The following is an 18257-nucleotide window of genomic DNA, read 5'->3' on the forward strand; positions in this document are numbered from 1 at the left end:
AAAAAAACAAGCATTTGATTTGTTTCACCAATGAAACAAAATGCTGTTTTTTTCATGTTTTATAATACTTTTTCGTGTTTCATCAATGAAACAGTATTTTTAAAAGGGCAAGATTTTCTGGCATATGTCCTTTTAATAAATTAACCTTTAATTTAACCGTAAGCGATGTTTGCATCAATCTTTCTTCTTTTGTATAAAAGAAATTTAAATCTGTAATAGGTATATAGAAACAATCATTTTTTTCAAAACAATCACATTCCTTATTCTGAATAAGATATTTCATCGATTTTAATTTAGAAGAAATCGTAATTCTTTCTTTTAATAATTCTTTTTTCATTTCAATTGGTTGAAATACAAGAAATCCTTGATGGTGCTCAATTAAAAGATAGGCAGGATGCTCAAAACCTCGATTAGCCATTGAATGAACATTTGCATCTTTATAATGAAATAATGTAAAAGAAAAATTATATTTACCTGGTTCTAAATGATGTTCTAAATAATGTCCTGAAAATTCTACAAGGTCTCCCAGTTGATCAAAAACTTTATTAAAATGAATACGACTACAAATGCGTTCAATGGTTTCATCATTAAGTGTCGTATAGAGTTTGATAGCTTCTTGACGAGCCTCTTCTTCATTTAGGTGACTTGTTTCTTGTAGCCAATAGGTTAGATTCTTTATTTTTTCTTGAATTTTTTCAATATATTCTTGTCCTTTTTTTGAAAGCTGACATTTACCTTTATCTAAAGTTAATCCTTGTTCATAAAAAGTATTGATCATTCTTGACATTGTTGCTTTTGAAACATTCATTTTTTTAGCTAGTAATGTGACTGTTATTTTTTTATTTTCATTCATTAATAATAAGCTTTTTATTTTTTCTGTTGTCATTTTAATCCCTCATATTGTAAATTAGCATAAGCTAACTAATATGTCAATGTTAATGATATTAACATTTAAAGCTCTTACATTTTTAGGAATTTGTTAATGGGATTTAAAATGATATCTAAATGCTTTATCTTTTTTATCATTCATTCTATAATATACTTGTATTAAGAAAGAGGGAATAAAATATGAGTATCAATGAAATTAATGAACAAGCAAAAGAATCTTTAAAAAAATATTTTAAGGACAGTCAAGACATCCAACATGATGATGACACTAAAAAACAATTAACAATTGAAGAAATGTATCAATCAGTTGATGATGAAATCAAAGAACAAGAAAAGAAATTAGAAGAATTACATCAAATGCGTCATGCATTACAACATAACGCTAAAGAAGCTTATGAAGCGGTTTATGGGAAAACTGATGAAGCAGCAGAAGTAAAACATACGACTGTTGAAGAAATGGAAAAAGAACTTCATGAAAATGCTGAACATCAAATGGAATATGTCAATGAATTAAAAAATAAATCTTTAAAAAAATAGGTCAACTCGACCTATTTTTCATTTATATATTCATCTTCACTTTGACGATCATCAACATATGAAGCAACTACAATTTTCGTTTCTAGATTCTTTTTATAATCATACGAAAAGACACCTGCATATAAAATATCAAATAAATATTTTAAAGAGGTTGTTGAAGCAAAATCACCTATTTTAATATGTAACATTTCTCTTGAAGAAAGATACAAATGAACATCCGCCAATCTTGAAATAGAATTTTCTGCCATACAAGTAATTGAAATAAATGGAATATTTCTTTTATGATAAATTTCTGCAACTTCCACCATTTCTCTTGTTTGTCCTGAATAAGAAATAATGATTGCACAATGACTCTCATCGGCAAGACAGGCACTTCTTTTTTGACCCGTTACTTGATCAATGACTTGAACATCTTTACCAATGTACATCATTAATGTTTTAAAATGTTTCGCTAGTAAAACATGATCGAGAACACCATAAACATCAATAACTTGTGCTTTTTGTAATAAGCGAACCGCTTCTTGTAGATCATCATGATGATTAAGTTGCTGTGTATCTTGAATGGTTTCTTTTTCTAATAAAGCAAGATTTTTTGTAATTGTCATCAAATCATCGCTTAATAAAAAAGGAATAGAAGCATCTACATCTGTTTCTTCTAACATATAAGAAAGTTCTTTTAAATAAGCACTTTTAAATTCATTAAAACCACTATATCCTAACTTCTTAGCAATTCTTACAAGCAAAGGAGCGCTTGTAAACGTATTCCTTGCTATTTCATTAGCAGACATTTTTTCAATATTCATTCCTTGATCAATAATATAATCAACAATTTCCTTCTCTGTTTTTGAAAAATGTGTATTTTCTATTTGATTGACAATGAGCATAAAAATCTCCTTTCTATAATTCTATTGTTTCTAAATCATTAGGAACATAAATCTTCCCACTAAAATAAGCTTTTCCTTCTTTTGTATAAAGTTCTTTACGATTTTCAATATTTTGATCTTCGCTGTGATATAAAACCACATTTTTTACTTTTAATTTTTCAGCAAGCTGACACGCATCTTTAACTGTTGAATGATGTTTTTCATAAGGATGAAAAATATCTGCTTGATCATATAAACAAAAAGCTTCATGTAATAAATAATCACTCTTTAAAGCATATTTTTCATTTTCTTCGTTATAAGGTTCATCCCCACAACATGTTAATTTTCTTTCTTGATCAAGTTCCATCATAAAACCAAATTGTTTAGCTTTCGTTGAATGAATATCAAAGAAAGTTACTTTCTTACCAATAATTTCTTTCGTTTGACCATCGTTTACAACCACAAGATGTAAACGGTCATGAATAAATTTTGTTTGCTTACTTTGTAAAAGCATTTGAGAAATCGTTTCTAACATCTCAATCACTTCTTGATGACCATAAATATAAGCTTCTCCTTCATATTTACCAGCTGCCATATTTTGACAAATCAAACGAATCATCCAAATCATCCCTAATAAATGATCAATATGTTTATGTGTGACAAAAATATGTTTTACATCTTTCCAATTGATCCCTGCTTTTTCAAGTTGATTTAAAACTGTATTGCCCCCACCAGCATCAACCATCAAATAATCATTTTCATTTTCAATGACAAAACAAGTATTATAGCACTTTGTCACAAGTGCATTTCCTGTTCCAAGCATTGTTAATTTCAAGTAAATCCCCCCTCATCCTCTTTTATTTTAGCGAAAGAATTTTTCTTTGTAAAATAAAAATAGAGCCTAAGCCCTATTTTCTCTAAATATTTTTCCAAAGACAAATCTTACGATTGGTCCAGCAAAACATAATTGTAAGAAAAATGCCATTGGGAAATTTAAAACTGTTGTTTGTAACCAAACAGCAATGATTTGACTTCCTGCATTTTTAAATAAAAGTGTTGCTGCAAATGACATACATGGACACATTAAAATAATAGATACCACTGAAATCGCAATTACTAAATGAAATGGATGACCATTTTCTAAATCAACAACTTGAAATGCTTTCTTTTTAGCTAAATGTCCAATAATGAAAAAATCTAAAATAAAAGCAACGGGTCCCATAATCACTAATTCATGGAAAGCATCTAAGAATACTTGATTTGTCATACCTCCTACATTTAAGGCAATGTTATAACAAATCATAAAATAAACCATCATGAAAACCATCATAATTGTAAAAATAATTTCTTGAAATTTTGTTTTTGGCATAAAAAAACCTCCTTATAATAATGAATTGTGTTGTTCGTTATCACTCAAGGAGTGTGCGTTTCCAATAGATACCAAATATTTAATTTAAAGCCGAGTGTTATTCTACAAAAATATTTTTTTAAAGTCAACAAAAAATATTGACTTCATCCTATAAATGATTACTATATTTCATAGTGTTTTACTATGATTAAGAAGAACCTATATTAAACCAATTTTCAAGAGCACAATTATTATATGGAAAAGAAGCTATGAAGAAACTTCAAAATAGCCATGTAGCCATTTTTGGTCTAGGTGGTATCGGCGGTTATGTAGGCGAGGCGCTTGTAAGAAGTGGAATTGGCTCTTTTGATTTAATAGATGATGATAAAATTTGTCTAACAAATCTCAATCGTCAAATCATCGCTACATTTGATACAGTTGGTCAATATAAAACAGATGTCATGAAAGAAAGAATGTTAAAAATCAACCCAAAAGTCAACATTCAAACACATCAATGTTTCTTTTTACCAGAAAATGCTACTGATTTTGCACTTGAAGATTATGATTATATTATAGATGCAGTTGATACAGTTTCTGCAAAAATCGAACTTGTTTTAAAAGCTCAAGAACACAATATTCCCATTATTTCAAGTATGGGAGCTGGAAATAAAGTTGATCCTACCCAATTTAAAATCACAGATATTTATAAAACAAAAGTATGTCCTCTAGCAAAAGTCATGCGTAGAGAGCTCAAAAAAAGACATGTTAAAAAATTAAAAGTTGTTTATTCTGAAGAAAAACCAATTCGCCCAATTGATGATTTATCCATCAGTTGCCGAACACATTGTATATGCCCACCAGGAACAAAACGTAAATGTACAATTAGAAGAGATATTCCTGAAAGTAACGCCTTTGTTCCTTCCACTGTAGGATTAATTATTGCAAGTGAAGTTGTTAAAGATTTAACAACTATTTAAAATGGAAGATACTTAATCTATCTTCCTTTTCTTTTACGTTTATTTTCATACATCTTATAATCTGCAATCTCGATCATTCTTTGTAAATCAGTACTTTCTGTTCCATAACAAACACCATATGAAAATGCTAAATTTACACTATGATCATCTGCTAATAAAACGATTTGATCTCTTATTTCATTTAATTGATTAATATCATTATTTAATTTTTCCATTGAATCATAATGATGGAAAAAAGCAATAAATTCATCTCCACCCAAGCGTCCTACCAAACATTTTTCTCCCGAAATAGTTTTTAAAACATTTGTCATTTGTTTTAAATAAAGATCTCCACAATAATGTCCATAGACATCATTTATTTGTTTTAAGCCATCTAAATCTATAAATATCAAAGCATATTGAGCTATATTTTTATCTTCTAATAACTTATTGATTTTTATTTTTAAACCATTTCGATTATATATTTGTGTTAATTCATCGACATCTCTTTCTATTTCTATTTTCTTTCTTTTTATATAAGAGGTTGTGATATCTATCATAACGCCTAATGTATTATCTTGATCTTTTCGATCATTTATTTGTATATAATGTTTCATTTGAGGAAGATAATAAATATCTTTTTCAACTTGATGTGTATTTATTTTATTTAAAAAATCAATAAAATCATTAATATCTTCTTTAAATTGTGTGCATTGTTGTGAATTTAAAGAAAATATTTCTTTAAACCCATCTGATAAATACAATGTATTTAATTTTTGATTATATTCATAGAACCCAATAAGTTGATTTGTTTGGGTTAAAATATAATCCATTTTTTTATTATTAACTAATAAGCTTTGTTTCATTTCATTAATATAATGACTTAATTTTTGAAATTCTAAACTATTATTAATCGATACTTCCTCATCTAATTGACCTTTAGAAATCTTAGATAATTGATGATTAATTTGATTTATACTATCAATCACATAAACACGAATATACTTAATAATAAGTAATCTAAATAAAATAGATATAATAATTAAACAAACGATCATTTCTAAACAATTTTTAGGTACTTCCTTAAAAAGAACTCTTACAGGAATAATACAATAAATATAATTATTTTTTATTTTCTTTGAAACACAATAGGATAATTGTCCATCAATTTCAGTAAAAAAACCATTTTTTACTTCTTTAATTTGTGTATCTTTCAATCCAATACTAGAAGCTATATCTCCTATATGATGATGTGTTGTACCAACAATCTTATGATTTTTAGAATTGATTGCATAATATTGTGCTTCATTATTTACTCTAAATAATTTAAATAAATAAGATAATTGATTCTTTTTAGTTGCTTTAGAGGCATTTTCATGATTCATACCTACTTGTACAATAAATTCTTTATTCTCACTCCATAAAGCAGAATATTGCATTTTTATATGAGAAGCAGTATTTTCCATAATTTTTTGAGTCAGTTGTAAATTTTGATTAGAAAGTAATGGTTTAAAAAAGCTTAGTTGTTTACCTGAATCAAATGAATAACCATAATATTCAGGATGTGTCCCAGAAATAATAACACCTTGCTTATTAAAAATATGAATTTCATCAACTTCAACATACTGTGCTATTTTCTTTAATTCATCAATATTATATAGAGCATCTGGATTTTCTTGAAGACTATATGCAACAGCTTGAGCATTATCAATACAGGTTTGTCGATATTCTTTCTTTTGTTTATTTAAATCTTTTTGATTTTCATTTAAAATTTGTTCAATATGATAAAAAGTCGTTTGTGCTGTATAATTTGCTTCTTTTTTAGCTGTTATACAGTTAAAAAAAGTAACAATAATCATTAAAAAAAAGATAATAAGTAATGTGATTTTTTTACTTTCCTTTTGAATCAATTCCTTTAAACTTTGCATATTCATGACTTCCTTTAACTATTAAAAAGTATAGCACAACTCATTCTTTTTTACAAAATCAACTCTATAAACAAAAAAGAGATTTGCTTTTGCAACTCTCTTTATAATTCTTTTCCATTAGACTTACATACTTTTTGATCCCCATAGAATGAATCTTAAGGAGGAAGTATGTTAAATCAATTTTCAAGAACACAATTATTATATGGAAAAGAAGCCATGGATAAATTAAAAAATAGTCGAGTTTCTATCTTTGGTTTAGGTGGTGTTGGCGGATATGTTGGCGAAGCTTTAGTAAGAAGCAGAATTGGCTCATTTGATCTAATTGACGATGATAAAATCTGTTTAACTAATCCAAATCGTCAAATTATTGCTACTTATGATACTGTTGGAAAATATAAAACTGATGTAATGAAAGATGGAGTATTGTTAAATTAATACTCCATTTTGATTATTATTCATGAATCATCATCTTTATAATTTCTTTATTCGTTTCCCTCATTCCTTCTCTACCTAATCGTCCAACACTTTGAATTGTTGCTTCAACATTTTCCATCACTAGTCCATCTCCAGATTTAAATTCCTGTCCATTTTTGTACATATGATAACCTAAAATAGCCGCATCAACACTAGAAGCAATTTTTGCTGCACAAGAAGCTTTGGCTCCATCACAAACTATCCCCGAAACATTGGCAAGTGTATTAACAATTGTATGAATGACAGCTTGATAATCTTCATCGTATAAATAAGCAATTCCTGCACCAGCTCCAGTAGCGGCACTTACTGCCCCACAGTAAGCTGATAAAGTTCCAATACCACTTTTTTCATGAATCGCCACAAGGTTAGATAGAGCTAACGCTCTAAACATTTTTTCTTTTGAAACCTTTAATTCTTGAGCATAGATAATAACAGGCAAAGAACATGTCATACCTTGATTGCCACTCCCCGAATTAATAACAACCGGCAATTCGCAACCATTCATTCTCGCATCACTACCAGCTGCAGCATAAGCCTTCGCTTTATTTTTTACATCATTGCCAAAAGATTTTAAAAGAACTTTTCCAATATTAGCTCCATAATTATCATTTAAACCTGCACAAGCTATCGCATAATTATAATCTAGTTGTCTTTCTAAAATTTCTTGAATATCGATCAAATCGACAGTCGTTATAAAGTTATAAATATCTTTTATATCTAATAATGAGCGATCTGCTTTTTCCTTTTTTATAATACTTTTCTCTTTTTGAAGTATTTTTCCATTTTTTTCTATACAAACGACATGCATATGAGAATCACTTATTCTCACTTTTACATACTCTTTTTTATTCCAAACCGTTATTATGTAATCAAATACTTTTGAACTATCCAAAAAATGTTCTTCAAAATCTACTTTTTCTATATATTGATCAATTTCTTTCTTTGTTTTTTCATCAATTTGACTTAATACTTCTAAATATTTATCATCATTGCCTCCTATGATTCCAGCACAAACAGCTGCTTTAATTCCTTTTAAATGATGTGTATGAGGAACAATGACACTCTTTACATTTTTTATAATACTCCCACTTGCTTCTACAACAATTTTTGTAGGTAGATGATTTAACACTTTTCTAGCAAGACTTGCTCCATACGCTAATGAAATCGGTTCTGTACATCCCATAGCAGGAATCAATTCTTCTTTTAATATTTGAACATATGTTTGATATTTTTGTTCTGTCTTTTTCATATAAATACTCCTTGATTAATTGATAACTCTAGTTTAATATGAATGTGTTATCAAGTAAATTAAATGATTTTAATAGATATGTTTAATTTTTTTAATAGGAGACTCTTATGGAAATACAAGAACTTATTTCATTTACAACAATTGTTCAACAAGGTAGTTTTTCAAAAGCTTCTAAAAAGTTAGATTATTGTCAAGGATCTATCACCGTTCATATCAAAAATCTTGAAAGAGAACTTGGTGTACAATTGTTTGATCGTTTAGGTAAAAAGGTTACTCTTACAAATCATGGTAAAACATTTTATCAGCACTGTTTGAAGATACTTGATGATATTTCATGTGCGAAAGAAGCCATTAATCCTTCATTAGAACTTAATGGTCATCTTACAATTGGAACTATTGATTCATTATGTTCTTCCATAGTTCCTCAGCTTATTTGTAAATATCATCAATACCACCCTCATGTATCTGTTTCGATTACAACAGATACAATTGAAGGACTTTTAAAAATGCTTAAAAATAACGATATTGATTTTGCATACTTAGTTGATAAACAACTTTTAGATACAGATTGGCTAAAAATATATCAATCTAAAGAAGAAGTTACTTTTGTAGCATCATGTCATCACCCAATCTGTAAAATCAAACAGCCAACAATTCAAGATATCCTAACTTATCCCATTATTTTAACAGAAAAAAATGCCAGTTATCGTCGCCTTCTCGAAGAAAAGCTTCATGAAGACAATTTAGAAATCAAGCCTTTTATCCAATCTAAAAATACAGATTTACTTTTAGAACTATTGAAACTTGATCAATATATCAGTTTTTTACCAAAATATATTTTAGAAAATGATTTAAAAAATAAAACAATCATTCAAATTAATATTCCTGATTACCAAATTGATGTCTATCGTCAACTTCTCTGCCATAAAAACAAATGGCTTTCTCATGAAATGAAATCATTCTTTCAATTAATAAAAGAAAAATATTAAAAAAGAATTGCATTTTGCAATTCTTTTATAATTCTTCTCCGTTAGACTGACATACTTTTTGATACCAGTAGAAAGAATCTTTACGTGCACGGTGCAAATCACCATTTCCATCATCATCCATATCTACATAGATAAATCCGTAACGTTTTCTCATTTCACCAGTTCCTGCTGAAACCACATCAATACATCCCCAAGGCATATATCCCATTAAATCAACACCATCTTCATCAACTGCTTTTTTCATTTCAATGATATGTTGTCTCATATAATCAATACGATAAGGATCATGAATTGAACCATCTTCTTCCACTGTATCGATAGCTCCTAAACCATTTTCTACGATCCATAATGGTTTATGATAACGATCCCATAATTCATTTAATACAATACGAAGACCAACTGGATCAATTTGCCATCCCCAATCATTTGCTTTTAAATAAGGGTTTTTAACAGCACTTTCTAAGTTAGAAGCTGTTCTTTTAGCATCTACGTTTACAGTAGCAACACTTGTTGAATAGTAAGAAAATCCAATATAATCTACTGTACCAGCTTTTAATGTTTCTAAATCTCCATCTTCCATTTTTAATTCAATACCAGCATTTTTATATTCAATAAGTTTCCATTCTGGATAGAATCCTTTATTTTGAACATCTGTATAGAATGTACGTAATCTTTTTTCAGTAATACGTTTCCACATATTTTCTGGATTACAATCTTCTGGATAAATTTCTGAATAATTGATCATCATCCCAATTTGAAATTCTGGATTGATTTCATGACCACGAATTACTGTTTTTGCTGCAGCAACAAGCATATGATGAACAGCTTGTGCAACTTTATCTGGTCTAGATAAAGCTTCTGTAATTCCTAAGTTTGTGTAATCTTTACAGAAATTGATTTCATTAAATGTTAACCAATATTTAACTTTATTTTTATAACGATTGAAAATTGTTTCTACATAATTCATATAGAAATCAATTGTTTTTCTATTATACCAACCATCATATTCTGTTGCTAAATGAAGTGGTAAATCAAAATGTACAATTGTTACTTGTGGTTCAATACCATATTTTAACATTTCATCAAAAACATCATCATAGAATTTTAAACCTTCTTCATTAGGTTCTTTTTCATCCCCATTTGGGAAAATTCTTGTCCAGTTAATAGACATACGGAATGATTTAAATCCCATTTCTGCAAATAATGCAATATCTTCTTTATAATGATGATAGAAATCAGTTGCCACATGGCTTGGATAATATGTATCTTCATCCACATATGGTACAGCACCATCAGGTACTTCAGTTCCACGACGATCAATAAATTTTGTTGATCCATCAGCAAGCTTTAAAGCCATACGTCTAGGAATATTATTTCTTCCATCTCCACCAGTGATGACATCTTGAATAGCAAGACCTTTACCACCACTTAAATATCCACCTTCATATTGGTTAGCAGCTGTTGCGCCACCCCAAAAAAATCCTTCTTTAAATCCCATTTGAATTCCTCCTATTTGTTCTTTACTTATTATATTCATTTTATTGTATTCGGTTTCATTTTTTCATAAAATGAAAACTCATTTTTCAAAAGAAATAGAATTCGTTATAACAAAAACAAAGGTAAGGGGTGATAAAAATTAAGAAATCAAATAAGAATGTCCCGCATGAATTTCTATTGCATCAAAACCAATGGTTTGTGTCTTTTAGCAGCTGTTGCATAATCATCTGCAATACTATAAATTTCTTCTACTGTTAAAGCACGAGAAATCGCTCCTCCTGCTTTATTAGGAGTTGCACTCGCAGAAACAGGTTGTATTCCAATACGACTTTCCATAGCACTTGCTCCTGCATGGTTTAATTGAATAGCTATTTTCGTACCATATTGATGAATGGTTTCACATAGTTTATAAAGACGAGGTATATAATTATCGGCATCTATACGTAATTGTGTTGTTCCATTACTTCCTTCTGGATATTTCACACAAGCATTTTCTACAATTAAAAGACCATAGCCTCCTTTAGCACGTCTTTCATAATAATTCATATGTAAAAAACTCATCTCTCCATTTTGTTCACCAAAGTTTGTTCCCATTGGTGCCATGACTAATCGATTATCTAATGTCATATTTCTAATAGTGATTGGTTCAAATAATTTTTTATATTGATTCATATCATCATTATCCATCAGTTAATTCTAACAAATTAAAAATAAGAGATAAATATAAAAAGCATTATATATGTTACAAAAAAAGATATTTCAATTTCTTTCTTGAAATACCTTTTCTAACACTTGAATAATTACTCCATGATCTTCCTGTGGTCTTAATCCCGTAAAAGTAATTGTTCCAACAAATTCATCATTTTCATAAAGAGGAAAACTTCCTCCATAGATCCCATAACTTTCATCATCAATCATATAATCGTAAAGATGAAATTGCATATTATCTAAGAAGATATAATACGAAGAATGTTTCGTTTCATAACAAACTTTTTCTTTTCGATTTAACCACGACGTATTTTCTAGTTCACTGTATTCAGCAATGATTTTATCTCTATAAACAATTCTTGATGCAAAAGGTTTATCATACGCTTTAGCAGCCTCTATGATTTGTTGAATAATTTGAAGTGCAGTATTTTGATTAAATGTTTTAAAGCGATATTCTTCTTGTTTTAATATATTATTTTTATTTAGATGATTTCCCTTATTTACAAAATAGTGATAGTAATCTTTCATATCTCTTTTATTCCTTTGATTTCTATTTTAAAAGGAATCATAAAAAAGACAATTTCAATTACATATCAAATTCATAAGTAAAACAAAAAAGAATATGATCAGCATCATATCCTTAATATTTCCCAAAAATTTCCTAAACTATTTATGGAGGTATTTTGGACTAGGAATCTTTGGAAAATCTATTATTTATTATTTATTTCTAATAAATCCTTAAAAGTATTTAAATGATAGTCTGCATAAGGACTTCCATAAGCACTGGAAATAGCTGCAACATGCATTGAAGCACTCTTTGCTGCGATACATCCCGCAAGAGCATCTTCCACAACTAAACAGTTCTTATAATTTTTTCCTAATAAATCAGCAGCTTTCATAAATACTTCTGGATGTGGTTTAGAGTATTGTATCATTGTTCCATCACAAATAGCATCAAAATAATTTTCTAAACCAAGTTGTTTTAAAATAAGTTTCGTATTTTTACTTGATGAACCGATTGCTAATCTATATCCTTTATTTCTTAATTGATCAAGTGTTTCTTTAACTTCAACAGAAAGATCACTAGGTGTCATTTGTTTAAGATATTGTTGATATAAAGTATTCTTTTTATTCGCAAATTCTTCTTTTTCTACTTGAGAATAAGTTTGACTGCTTTTTTCTAAAATAATATCTAAGCTTTCCATACGTGAAACTCCTCTTAATTTTTCATTATCTTTTTCATCAAATGAAATATGAAGTTCATCACTAAGTTTCTTCCAAGCCAAGTAATGATAATGATCTGTTGAACAAATCACGCCATCTAAATCAAATATAATTGTATCTATCATCTTTTGGTATCCCACTTTCCACAAAATGCATCAACTGGACTCACACCTACAAACTTTTCTTTACCTACCAGTTTATTAACTAATGATTGAATAACTACATCATTATGACTATAACCATTGATATATGTTTTAATCATTGGAACATCTAATAAATGATATGGATTGGCAAGCGAAATAAAGAGCGTTGGTATATCTTGTACAAACCAAGGAGCATTGGCAGCCATTAATTTAATCCACTCAACACGTCTTACTGTATAATTACTTGCTGTATCAAAATCAGCAACATAAATAACTAAATCATATTTATCTTTTAAATATGAAACACCTGTTTCAAAAATTTCATGGAAATCAAGTTGATTTTCATCATAAACATCTACATTAAATCCTAGATCATTTAAATAATCTTCTATTTTCTTTTGACTTCCAGATTCTTTAAAACCACCCTTTGAGGTATCTGTTAAATGATACAAGCGAATATTTTTATACTTTTGAGGTGTTATCGGTAAAATATCTTGCTTATTTTTAACTAAAGTAATTGCTTTGCTTGCACATTGATAAGCAAGTTCTTGATGTTCTTTACAACCAACTACATCAATCTCATTTAATGGTTTTTTATTTTCAAATACACCATTTGCCATCTTTGTTGCCAAAATTCTAAGAACTGCTTCATTTAATCTCTCCAATGACAAGAGACCATTTTCTAAACCTTTTTTCATAAATGTATAATCTTCATCGATATCTTTATTAAAAAGAATCATATCACATCCATTTTCAATACTTAAAGGAATTGCTTGACTTCGAGGTAAAGCAACATTATACCCAATCATCGCCGTTGCATCCGTTACAATTAATCCATTAAAAGAAAGTTTTTCTCTTAATAGATTCGTTAAAACTTCTTTTGATAAACTTGCTGGTAAAATATCTTCATCCTTAATTGTCGGATTAAAATATTTAACATAATGAGGTAATAACATATGACCGACCATAATAGTTTCTACTCCTTCATCAATAAACGATGAATAAATATTTCCATAGCTTTCATCCCATTGCTTTACCGTTAAATCATTAACACTACTTACTAAATGTTGATCACGCATATCAACACCATCTCCAGGAAAGTGTTTGATACAAGGGATAACACTATATTCTCTCAAGGCATTGATTTGTTGTTTAGCATAAGCAATTACTTTTTCTTTATCAGAACCATAAGTTCTAATATTTGTAATCGGATTTAAATAGTTAAAGTCAATATCTACAATAGGAGCAAACGACCAATTACATAAAACCGCATTTGCTTCCTTTCCTGCAATCATGCCTAAATGATATGCTTGTTTTAAATCATTCGTCGCAGCAACACCCATTTGTCTAGAAAAATAAGTACCATCTATGCAAATACCATTTCCACCACTTTCCAAATTAGCAGCTAACATTAAAGGTATTTTACTATAGTTTTGAATTGTTTCATGAATCTGTTTAATTTTTGTTGATTCCAGAGGTCGATACATCATCGCTCCTGGTTTATATTTTTCAATAAATTCTACAATTTCTTTTTCTTCAAAAGATGATCCAATAGGACAAAATACTTGTCCTATTTTTTCATCAAGTGTCATAGAATCTAAAATACTTTGTACTTTTCTAATTTGTTGATCGTTAAGATAAAAAGGTTTACTTTTTAAATCTATCATAATTTTTCACCATTACTTTCAATAACCTTTTGATACCAATAAAATGAATTCTTTTTAATACGTTTACAATCCATTACATCTTCATCTGTTCTATTGACATACACTAAACCATACCTTTTAGAAAATCCTTGATGTGAACTTACCACATCAATAAATGACCATGGACAGTATCCAAAAATTGGATACCCTTCTTCTTTCGCAATTAATACTTCTTTAATATGAGATTTTAAATAGTCAATTCGATAATCATCGTGTATTTGATTATTTTCTAATACATCACTATAAGCCATTCCATTTTCTGTAATAATTATCGGTAAAGAATATCGGTTATAAATTTTATAAATAATACTTCTTATTCCTAGTGGATCTATACCATTTGCCATCCATTTTGTTTTCTTTAAATGTTCATTTGGACATACTTCAAACATAGAGCTTCTAAAAAATGGTGGTAATTGATAATTGACAGTTGCTGTTTTATTTTCCTTTACACAAATAGATGAATAATAATTGATTCCTATAAAATCAGGTTGAACAGCATGTAAAATCTCATCATCGCCATCTTCTTTAACAGGAGAACAATTCATTTTTTTTAAAATATTTTTAACTCTAAACGAATATTCTCCTTTTACAGACATATCTAAAAGCATATACATCATAAGTTCTTCCGCATCCATTGCTGCTAAAACATCTTCTGGTGAAGAACTATAGGGATATACATTTTGTACAGCATTAACAACACCAATCTTAGCTTTTGGATCAATTTCTTTTAATAATTTCATAGCTTTTTTTTCTGCCAAAGAAGCATGATAAGACATTTGATACATATTTTTTGTTTGTAATACTTTATCACTTTCATGATTACCATTTAAATCACTTGCTGCCATAGCAATAAGTTGTTCATTAATCGTTACCCAATAATTAACAATACCTTTCCATTTTGTAAAGCATATTCTCGCATATTCAACAAAAGCATCAATGCATCTTCTGTTTTTCCAACCACCAAATTCATCTACTAATGCTTGTGGCATTTCAAAATGATAGAGAGTTGGAATAGGTTCTATGTGATTTTCTAAACATAAATGAATAATTTGATCATAAAAATCCAATCCTTTTTGATTAACATGATGCCCATCTGGCATAATTCTTGCCCAACAGAATGAAAAGCGATAAGCTTTTAAACCTAATTCTTTCATCAAAAGAATATCTTCTTTAAAATGATGATAATGGTCACTTGCTACTTTGCAATCTGCAATACCTTCTTTTACTTGTCGAACATCTGTTGTTGATAATCCTTTTCCATCTAAGTTATAACCACCTTCTACTTGAAATCCACTTGTAGAAGCACCCCATAAAAAGTTATTCACCTTGTTCACCTTTTTCCTTTGCTAATGCTTGATTGTCAATTGTTTTAAAGAATGGATAATAAATAATAATTGAAATAACAACAGCTACTAATTGATAAATTCCCCAAGATAAACTTCCTTGCATGATTCCAGAAATAAGTGGTGGCATTGATCCTAAACCTAAAATTCCTATTGGTGCTGTTACAATTCCAAATTGAATTAAAGCATATCCTAAGCAAACTAAAACAATAGGACAAATAATAAATGGAATAAGCATAATTGGATTTAAAATAACTGGTAAACCAAAGATAACTGGTTCATTAACACTAAAGATACCACAAGGCAATGTTAATTTACCAAATGATTTGTATTGATTACTTTTTGCTTTAAAGAACATTAAAATAACGAGTCCAATTGTTGCACCTGATCCACCTAAATTAGCTAAATCCCATAATCCAATATTTAAAACATGTGGAATTGTTTTTCCTGCAGCCATTGCTGCTGTATTATCACCAATATAACTTAACCAAATTGGGAATAAAATTGGTAATACTGTCATTGAACCATGAATTCCAAAAAACCATAATAATTGTGCAATTAAAATAATAATGATGAATGCAGGCAAGTTACCAGTTAATGATTGTAATGGTGTTTGAATAATTGTATAGATACAATCTGTTGCATTTCCATAAGGTGTCACTGCAAATAAAGCTCTAAAAATTAAGAAAACAATCGTAATAATAACTCCTGCTAATAATGATGATAAAGATTCACTTACCATTTCAGGTACAGAATCTGGTAATTTAATAACAATGTTTTTTTCAGTGATTAACGCTAACAATCTAGATACAATAAGCCCTGCAAGTAATGCCACAAAAACTCCTTTTGTTCCTAAATAAGAAATATTAAAGAAACTAATTCCTGAGTCAGCTAATGTTGTTGTATCTAAAGGTACAAGTAACATATATGCAAATAAAGATAAAAATCCTGAAGTTAAAGTATATTTTTTATTTTCAAAAACAGTTGCTCCTCTATAACCAACAGCAAACGCCATATAAACAGCTAATAAATTTGTTGTTACATTTTGCACTCCTGTAAATAATTGATCTAATCCTGTTGAAGCTAATAAATCTGTATAAGGTTGCCATGATATATTTGTTAAAATTGTAAAAACGGCACCTACCATAATAATTCCTAATGTAGACATACATCCACCACTAATCGCACTCAAATATTTATTTTGAGATAGCTTATTAGCTACTGGAACAAGTGTCTTTTCAATAATTGATATTAATTTTTCCATTTTCCTTCTCCTTGTATGTATATGACATTGGCCTTTGTCTATCGTTAGTATAACAAGAATATGTAAAGAATAAGTCGTCAAAAAAACAGTGCGATTTTCAAAAATACACACTGTTTTTCAGATATTGAAAATAAGAATTAATATGTAAAATAAATACAATAATACATGATAATAATTTCTAAACTATATAATAATGACATCCTAGATTCAGTATTTGTATTATCCTGGCTACATAAAATGACTTCTTTATCAATAAATTCATTAATCATCTTATTATGATTATTCATCGTTAAAACAATAAGTTTAATATTTTTTTCAAGAAGTATTTGAATAACTTCACTATGTCTATAAAAATAACCTCCCTCTACACTTAAAATAATCACAACACTATTTTCTTTAAGATTATGCGCCGCTTCTAATTGTTCATCATTGGAAATTGCTACCGTAATATATTTATTCATCAAAGCAAATCTATTTTGTATATGTTGTGCTAGTAATGTTGAAAACTCTAAACCTAACACCAAAACTTCTAAACTATCATGGATATATTTACACACATGATCTAGTTGCTCAAAATCAAGATGATCATATGTAAATTGAATATTATCAATAACATGTTTTGTATAATTTTGAAAAATTTCTTTAACATCTTTTTTATCAGCTTTTATAATTTGAGGAGAATAATCTGTTTTAGATATATCAAGTGTATTTAAACAAGCATTTTTAAATTCTTGAAAAGAATGAAATCCTATCAATTTAACAAAACGTGAAATTGATGCTGGTGATACAAAACATAATTCTGATAACTCATTAATTGTTTTTTCTGGTATAACACTATAATGAGTAAGTAATGCAAGTGCTATATCATAATTCGTATCTTTTTTATATTGTCCATTTACATATCTTAGCAATGTTGATAATACTGAATCTGTATTCATAACTTTCCTCCATCTAACATATGTATTTTAACACAATTTCTATTAATTATAAATTTTCAGCTACTAATTATTGGCTGAATATCACCTATTTTAAGTCATCTTTTACAAACACAACAATTAATTAAAACATCACTTGTATAACATTTAACCCATTCTTTCATCTTTTCTTCTTGTATTTTTGCTACTAAGATTGGAAATAGTT

General features: G+C 28.6%; 18 protein-coding genes. 4 read left to right on the forward strand and 14 right to left on the reverse strand.

From position 1 onward, the window contains the following. Nucleotides 1–82: 82 nt before the first annotated feature. Entirely contained in the window at nucleotides 83–886 is an 804-nt protein-coding gene (locus OCV55_RS04170) for a metal-dependent transcriptional regulator (protein ID WP_032091490.1), read from the reverse strand. A 182-nt stretch (nucleotides 887–1068) separates the two neighbouring features. On the opposite strand from OCV55_RS04170, the gene OCV55_RS04175 reads away from it, so the two are divergent. Beyond that, complete coding sequence (locus OCV55_RS04175; protein WP_147579896.1) at nucleotides 1069–1425, forward strand: hypothetical protein; 357 nt, start codon at nucleotides 1069–1071, stop codon at nucleotides 1423–1425. An 11-nt stretch (nucleotides 1426–1436) separates the two neighbouring features. Here OCV55_RS04175 and OCV55_RS04180 read toward each other — a convergent pair whose 3' ends face one another. From OCV55_RS04180 to OCV55_RS04190, 3 genes are all read right to left on the reverse strand, one after another. Continuing rightward, complete coding sequence (locus OCV55_RS04180; protein WP_147579897.1) at nucleotides 1437–2309, reverse strand: MurR/RpiR family transcriptional regulator; 873 nt, start codon at nucleotides 2307–2309, stop codon at nucleotides 1437–1439. Nucleotides 2310–2322: 13 nt separating this feature from the next. Further along, nucleotides 2323–3123: an MBL fold metallo-hydrolase gene (locus OCV55_RS04185; RefSeq protein ID WP_032091493.1), complete on the reverse strand. Its 801-nt coding sequence runs from the start codon at nucleotides 3121–3123 to the stop codon at nucleotides 2323–2325. A gap of 66 nt (nucleotides 3124–3189) precedes the next feature. Beyond that, nucleotides 3190–3657: a DUF2798 domain-containing protein gene (locus tag OCV55_RS04190; RefSeq protein WP_147579898.1), complete on the reverse strand. Its 468-nt coding sequence runs from the start codon at nucleotides 3655–3657 to the stop codon at nucleotides 3190–3192. Between the two features lie 200 nt (nucleotides 3658–3857). On the opposite strand from OCV55_RS04190, the gene OCV55_RS04195 reads away from it, so the two are divergent. Beyond that, nucleotides 3858–4613: a tRNA threonylcarbamoyladenosine dehydratase gene (locus OCV55_RS04195; protein ID WP_147579899.1), complete on the forward strand. Its 756-nt coding sequence runs from the start codon at nucleotides 3858–3860 to the stop codon at nucleotides 4611–4613. A 17-nt stretch (nucleotides 4614–4630) separates the two neighbouring features. On the opposite strand, the gene OCV55_RS04200 is transcribed toward OCV55_RS04195, so the two are convergent. Beyond that, nucleotides 4631–6520 (reverse strand): sensor domain-containing diguanylate cyclase, encoded by a 1890-nt coding sequence (locus OCV55_RS04200; RefSeq protein ID WP_032091496.1) that lies wholly within the window; start codon nucleotides 6518–6520, stop codon nucleotides 4631–4633. 168 nt (nucleotides 6521–6688) lie between these two features. Between OCV55_RS04200 and OCV55_RS04205 the strand changes: the two genes are divergently transcribed. Then, nucleotides 6689–6955: a ThiF family adenylyltransferase gene (locus OCV55_RS04205; protein ID WP_217498438.1), complete on the forward strand. Its 267-nt coding sequence runs from the start codon at nucleotides 6689–6691 to the stop codon at nucleotides 6953–6955. Between the two features lie 16 nt (nucleotides 6956–6971). On the opposite strand, the gene OCV55_RS04210 is transcribed toward OCV55_RS04205, so the two are convergent. Continuing rightward, entirely contained in the window at nucleotides 6972–8243 is a 1272-nt protein-coding gene (locus tag OCV55_RS04210) for an L-cysteine desulfidase family protein (RefSeq protein ID WP_147579900.1), read from the reverse strand. Between the two features lie 107 nt (nucleotides 8244–8350). On the opposite strand from OCV55_RS04210, the gene OCV55_RS04215 reads away from it, so the two are divergent. Next, a complete protein-coding gene (locus OCV55_RS04215; protein WP_147579901.1) occupies nucleotides 8351–9232 on the forward strand; it encodes a LysR family transcriptional regulator in 882 nt (293 codons plus the stop codon). 25 nt (nucleotides 9233–9257) lie between these two features. Here OCV55_RS04215 and OCV55_RS04220 read toward each other — a convergent pair whose 3' ends face one another. The 8 genes from OCV55_RS04220 to OCV55_RS04255 all read right to left on the reverse strand — a co-directional run bounded on the left by OCV55_RS04220 (nucleotide 9258) and on the right by OCV55_RS04255 (nucleotide 18055). Then, nucleotides 9258–10730 (reverse strand): family 1 glycosylhydrolase, encoded by a 1473-nt coding sequence (locus tag OCV55_RS04220; RefSeq protein ID WP_147579902.1) that lies wholly within the window; start codon nucleotides 10728–10730, stop codon nucleotides 9258–9260. 173 nt (nucleotides 10731–10903) lie between these two features. Further along, on the reverse strand, nucleotides 10904–11401 hold the full coding sequence (locus OCV55_RS04225; protein ID WP_394802854.1) for an oxidoreductase: 498 nt from the start codon (nucleotides 11399–11401) through the stop codon (nucleotides 10904–10906). Between the two features lie 87 nt (nucleotides 11402–11488). Next, on the reverse strand, nucleotides 11489–11965 hold the full coding sequence (locus OCV55_RS04230) for a heme-binding protein (protein ID WP_147579903.1): 477 nt from the start codon (nucleotides 11963–11965) through the stop codon (nucleotides 11489–11491). Nucleotides 11966–12147: 182 nt separating this feature from the next. Beyond that, nucleotides 12148–12786 carry a beta-phosphoglucomutase gene (gene pgmB, locus OCV55_RS04235; protein WP_147579904.1) on the reverse strand — a complete coding sequence of 213 codons (639 nt, stop codon included), beginning with the start codon at nucleotides 12784–12786 and terminating at the stop codon, nucleotides 12148–12150. Continuing rightward, the gene (locus tag OCV55_RS04240; RefSeq protein WP_147579905.1) at nucleotides 12783–14471 is read right to left on the reverse strand and encodes a glycoside hydrolase family 3 protein; all 1689 of its coding nucleotides are present in this window, start codon (nucleotides 14469–14471) and stop codon (nucleotides 12783–12785) included. The genes pgmB and OCV55_RS04240 overlap by 4 nt, the downstream gene beginning before the upstream one ends. Beyond that, on the reverse strand, nucleotides 14468–15835 hold the full coding sequence (locus tag OCV55_RS04245; RefSeq protein ID WP_267309814.1) for a glycoside hydrolase family 1 protein: 1368 nt from the start codon (nucleotides 15833–15835) through the stop codon (nucleotides 14468–14470). Before OCV55_RS04245 ends, OCV55_RS04240 begins: the two co-directional genes overlap by 4 nt. Continuing rightward, the gene (locus OCV55_RS04250; protein ID WP_119363098.1) at nucleotides 15828–17117 is read right to left on the reverse strand and encodes a PTS sugar transporter subunit IIC; all 1290 of its coding nucleotides are present in this window, start codon (nucleotides 17115–17117) and stop codon (nucleotides 15828–15830) included. Before OCV55_RS04250 ends, OCV55_RS04245 begins: the two co-directional genes overlap by 8 nt. Nucleotides 17118–17254: 137 nt before the next feature. Beyond that, complete coding sequence (locus OCV55_RS04255; RefSeq protein ID WP_032091505.1) at nucleotides 17255–18055, reverse strand: MurR/RpiR family transcriptional regulator; 801 nt, start codon at nucleotides 18053–18055, stop codon at nucleotides 17255–17257. Nucleotides 18056–18257: the final 202 nt, after the last annotated feature.

This window comes from [Clostridium] ammoniilyticum, from assembly GCF_025566905.1.
GTDB lineage: Bacteria > Bacillota_I > Bacilli_A > Erysipelotrichales > Coprobacillaceae > Faecalibacillus > Faecalibacillus intestinalis.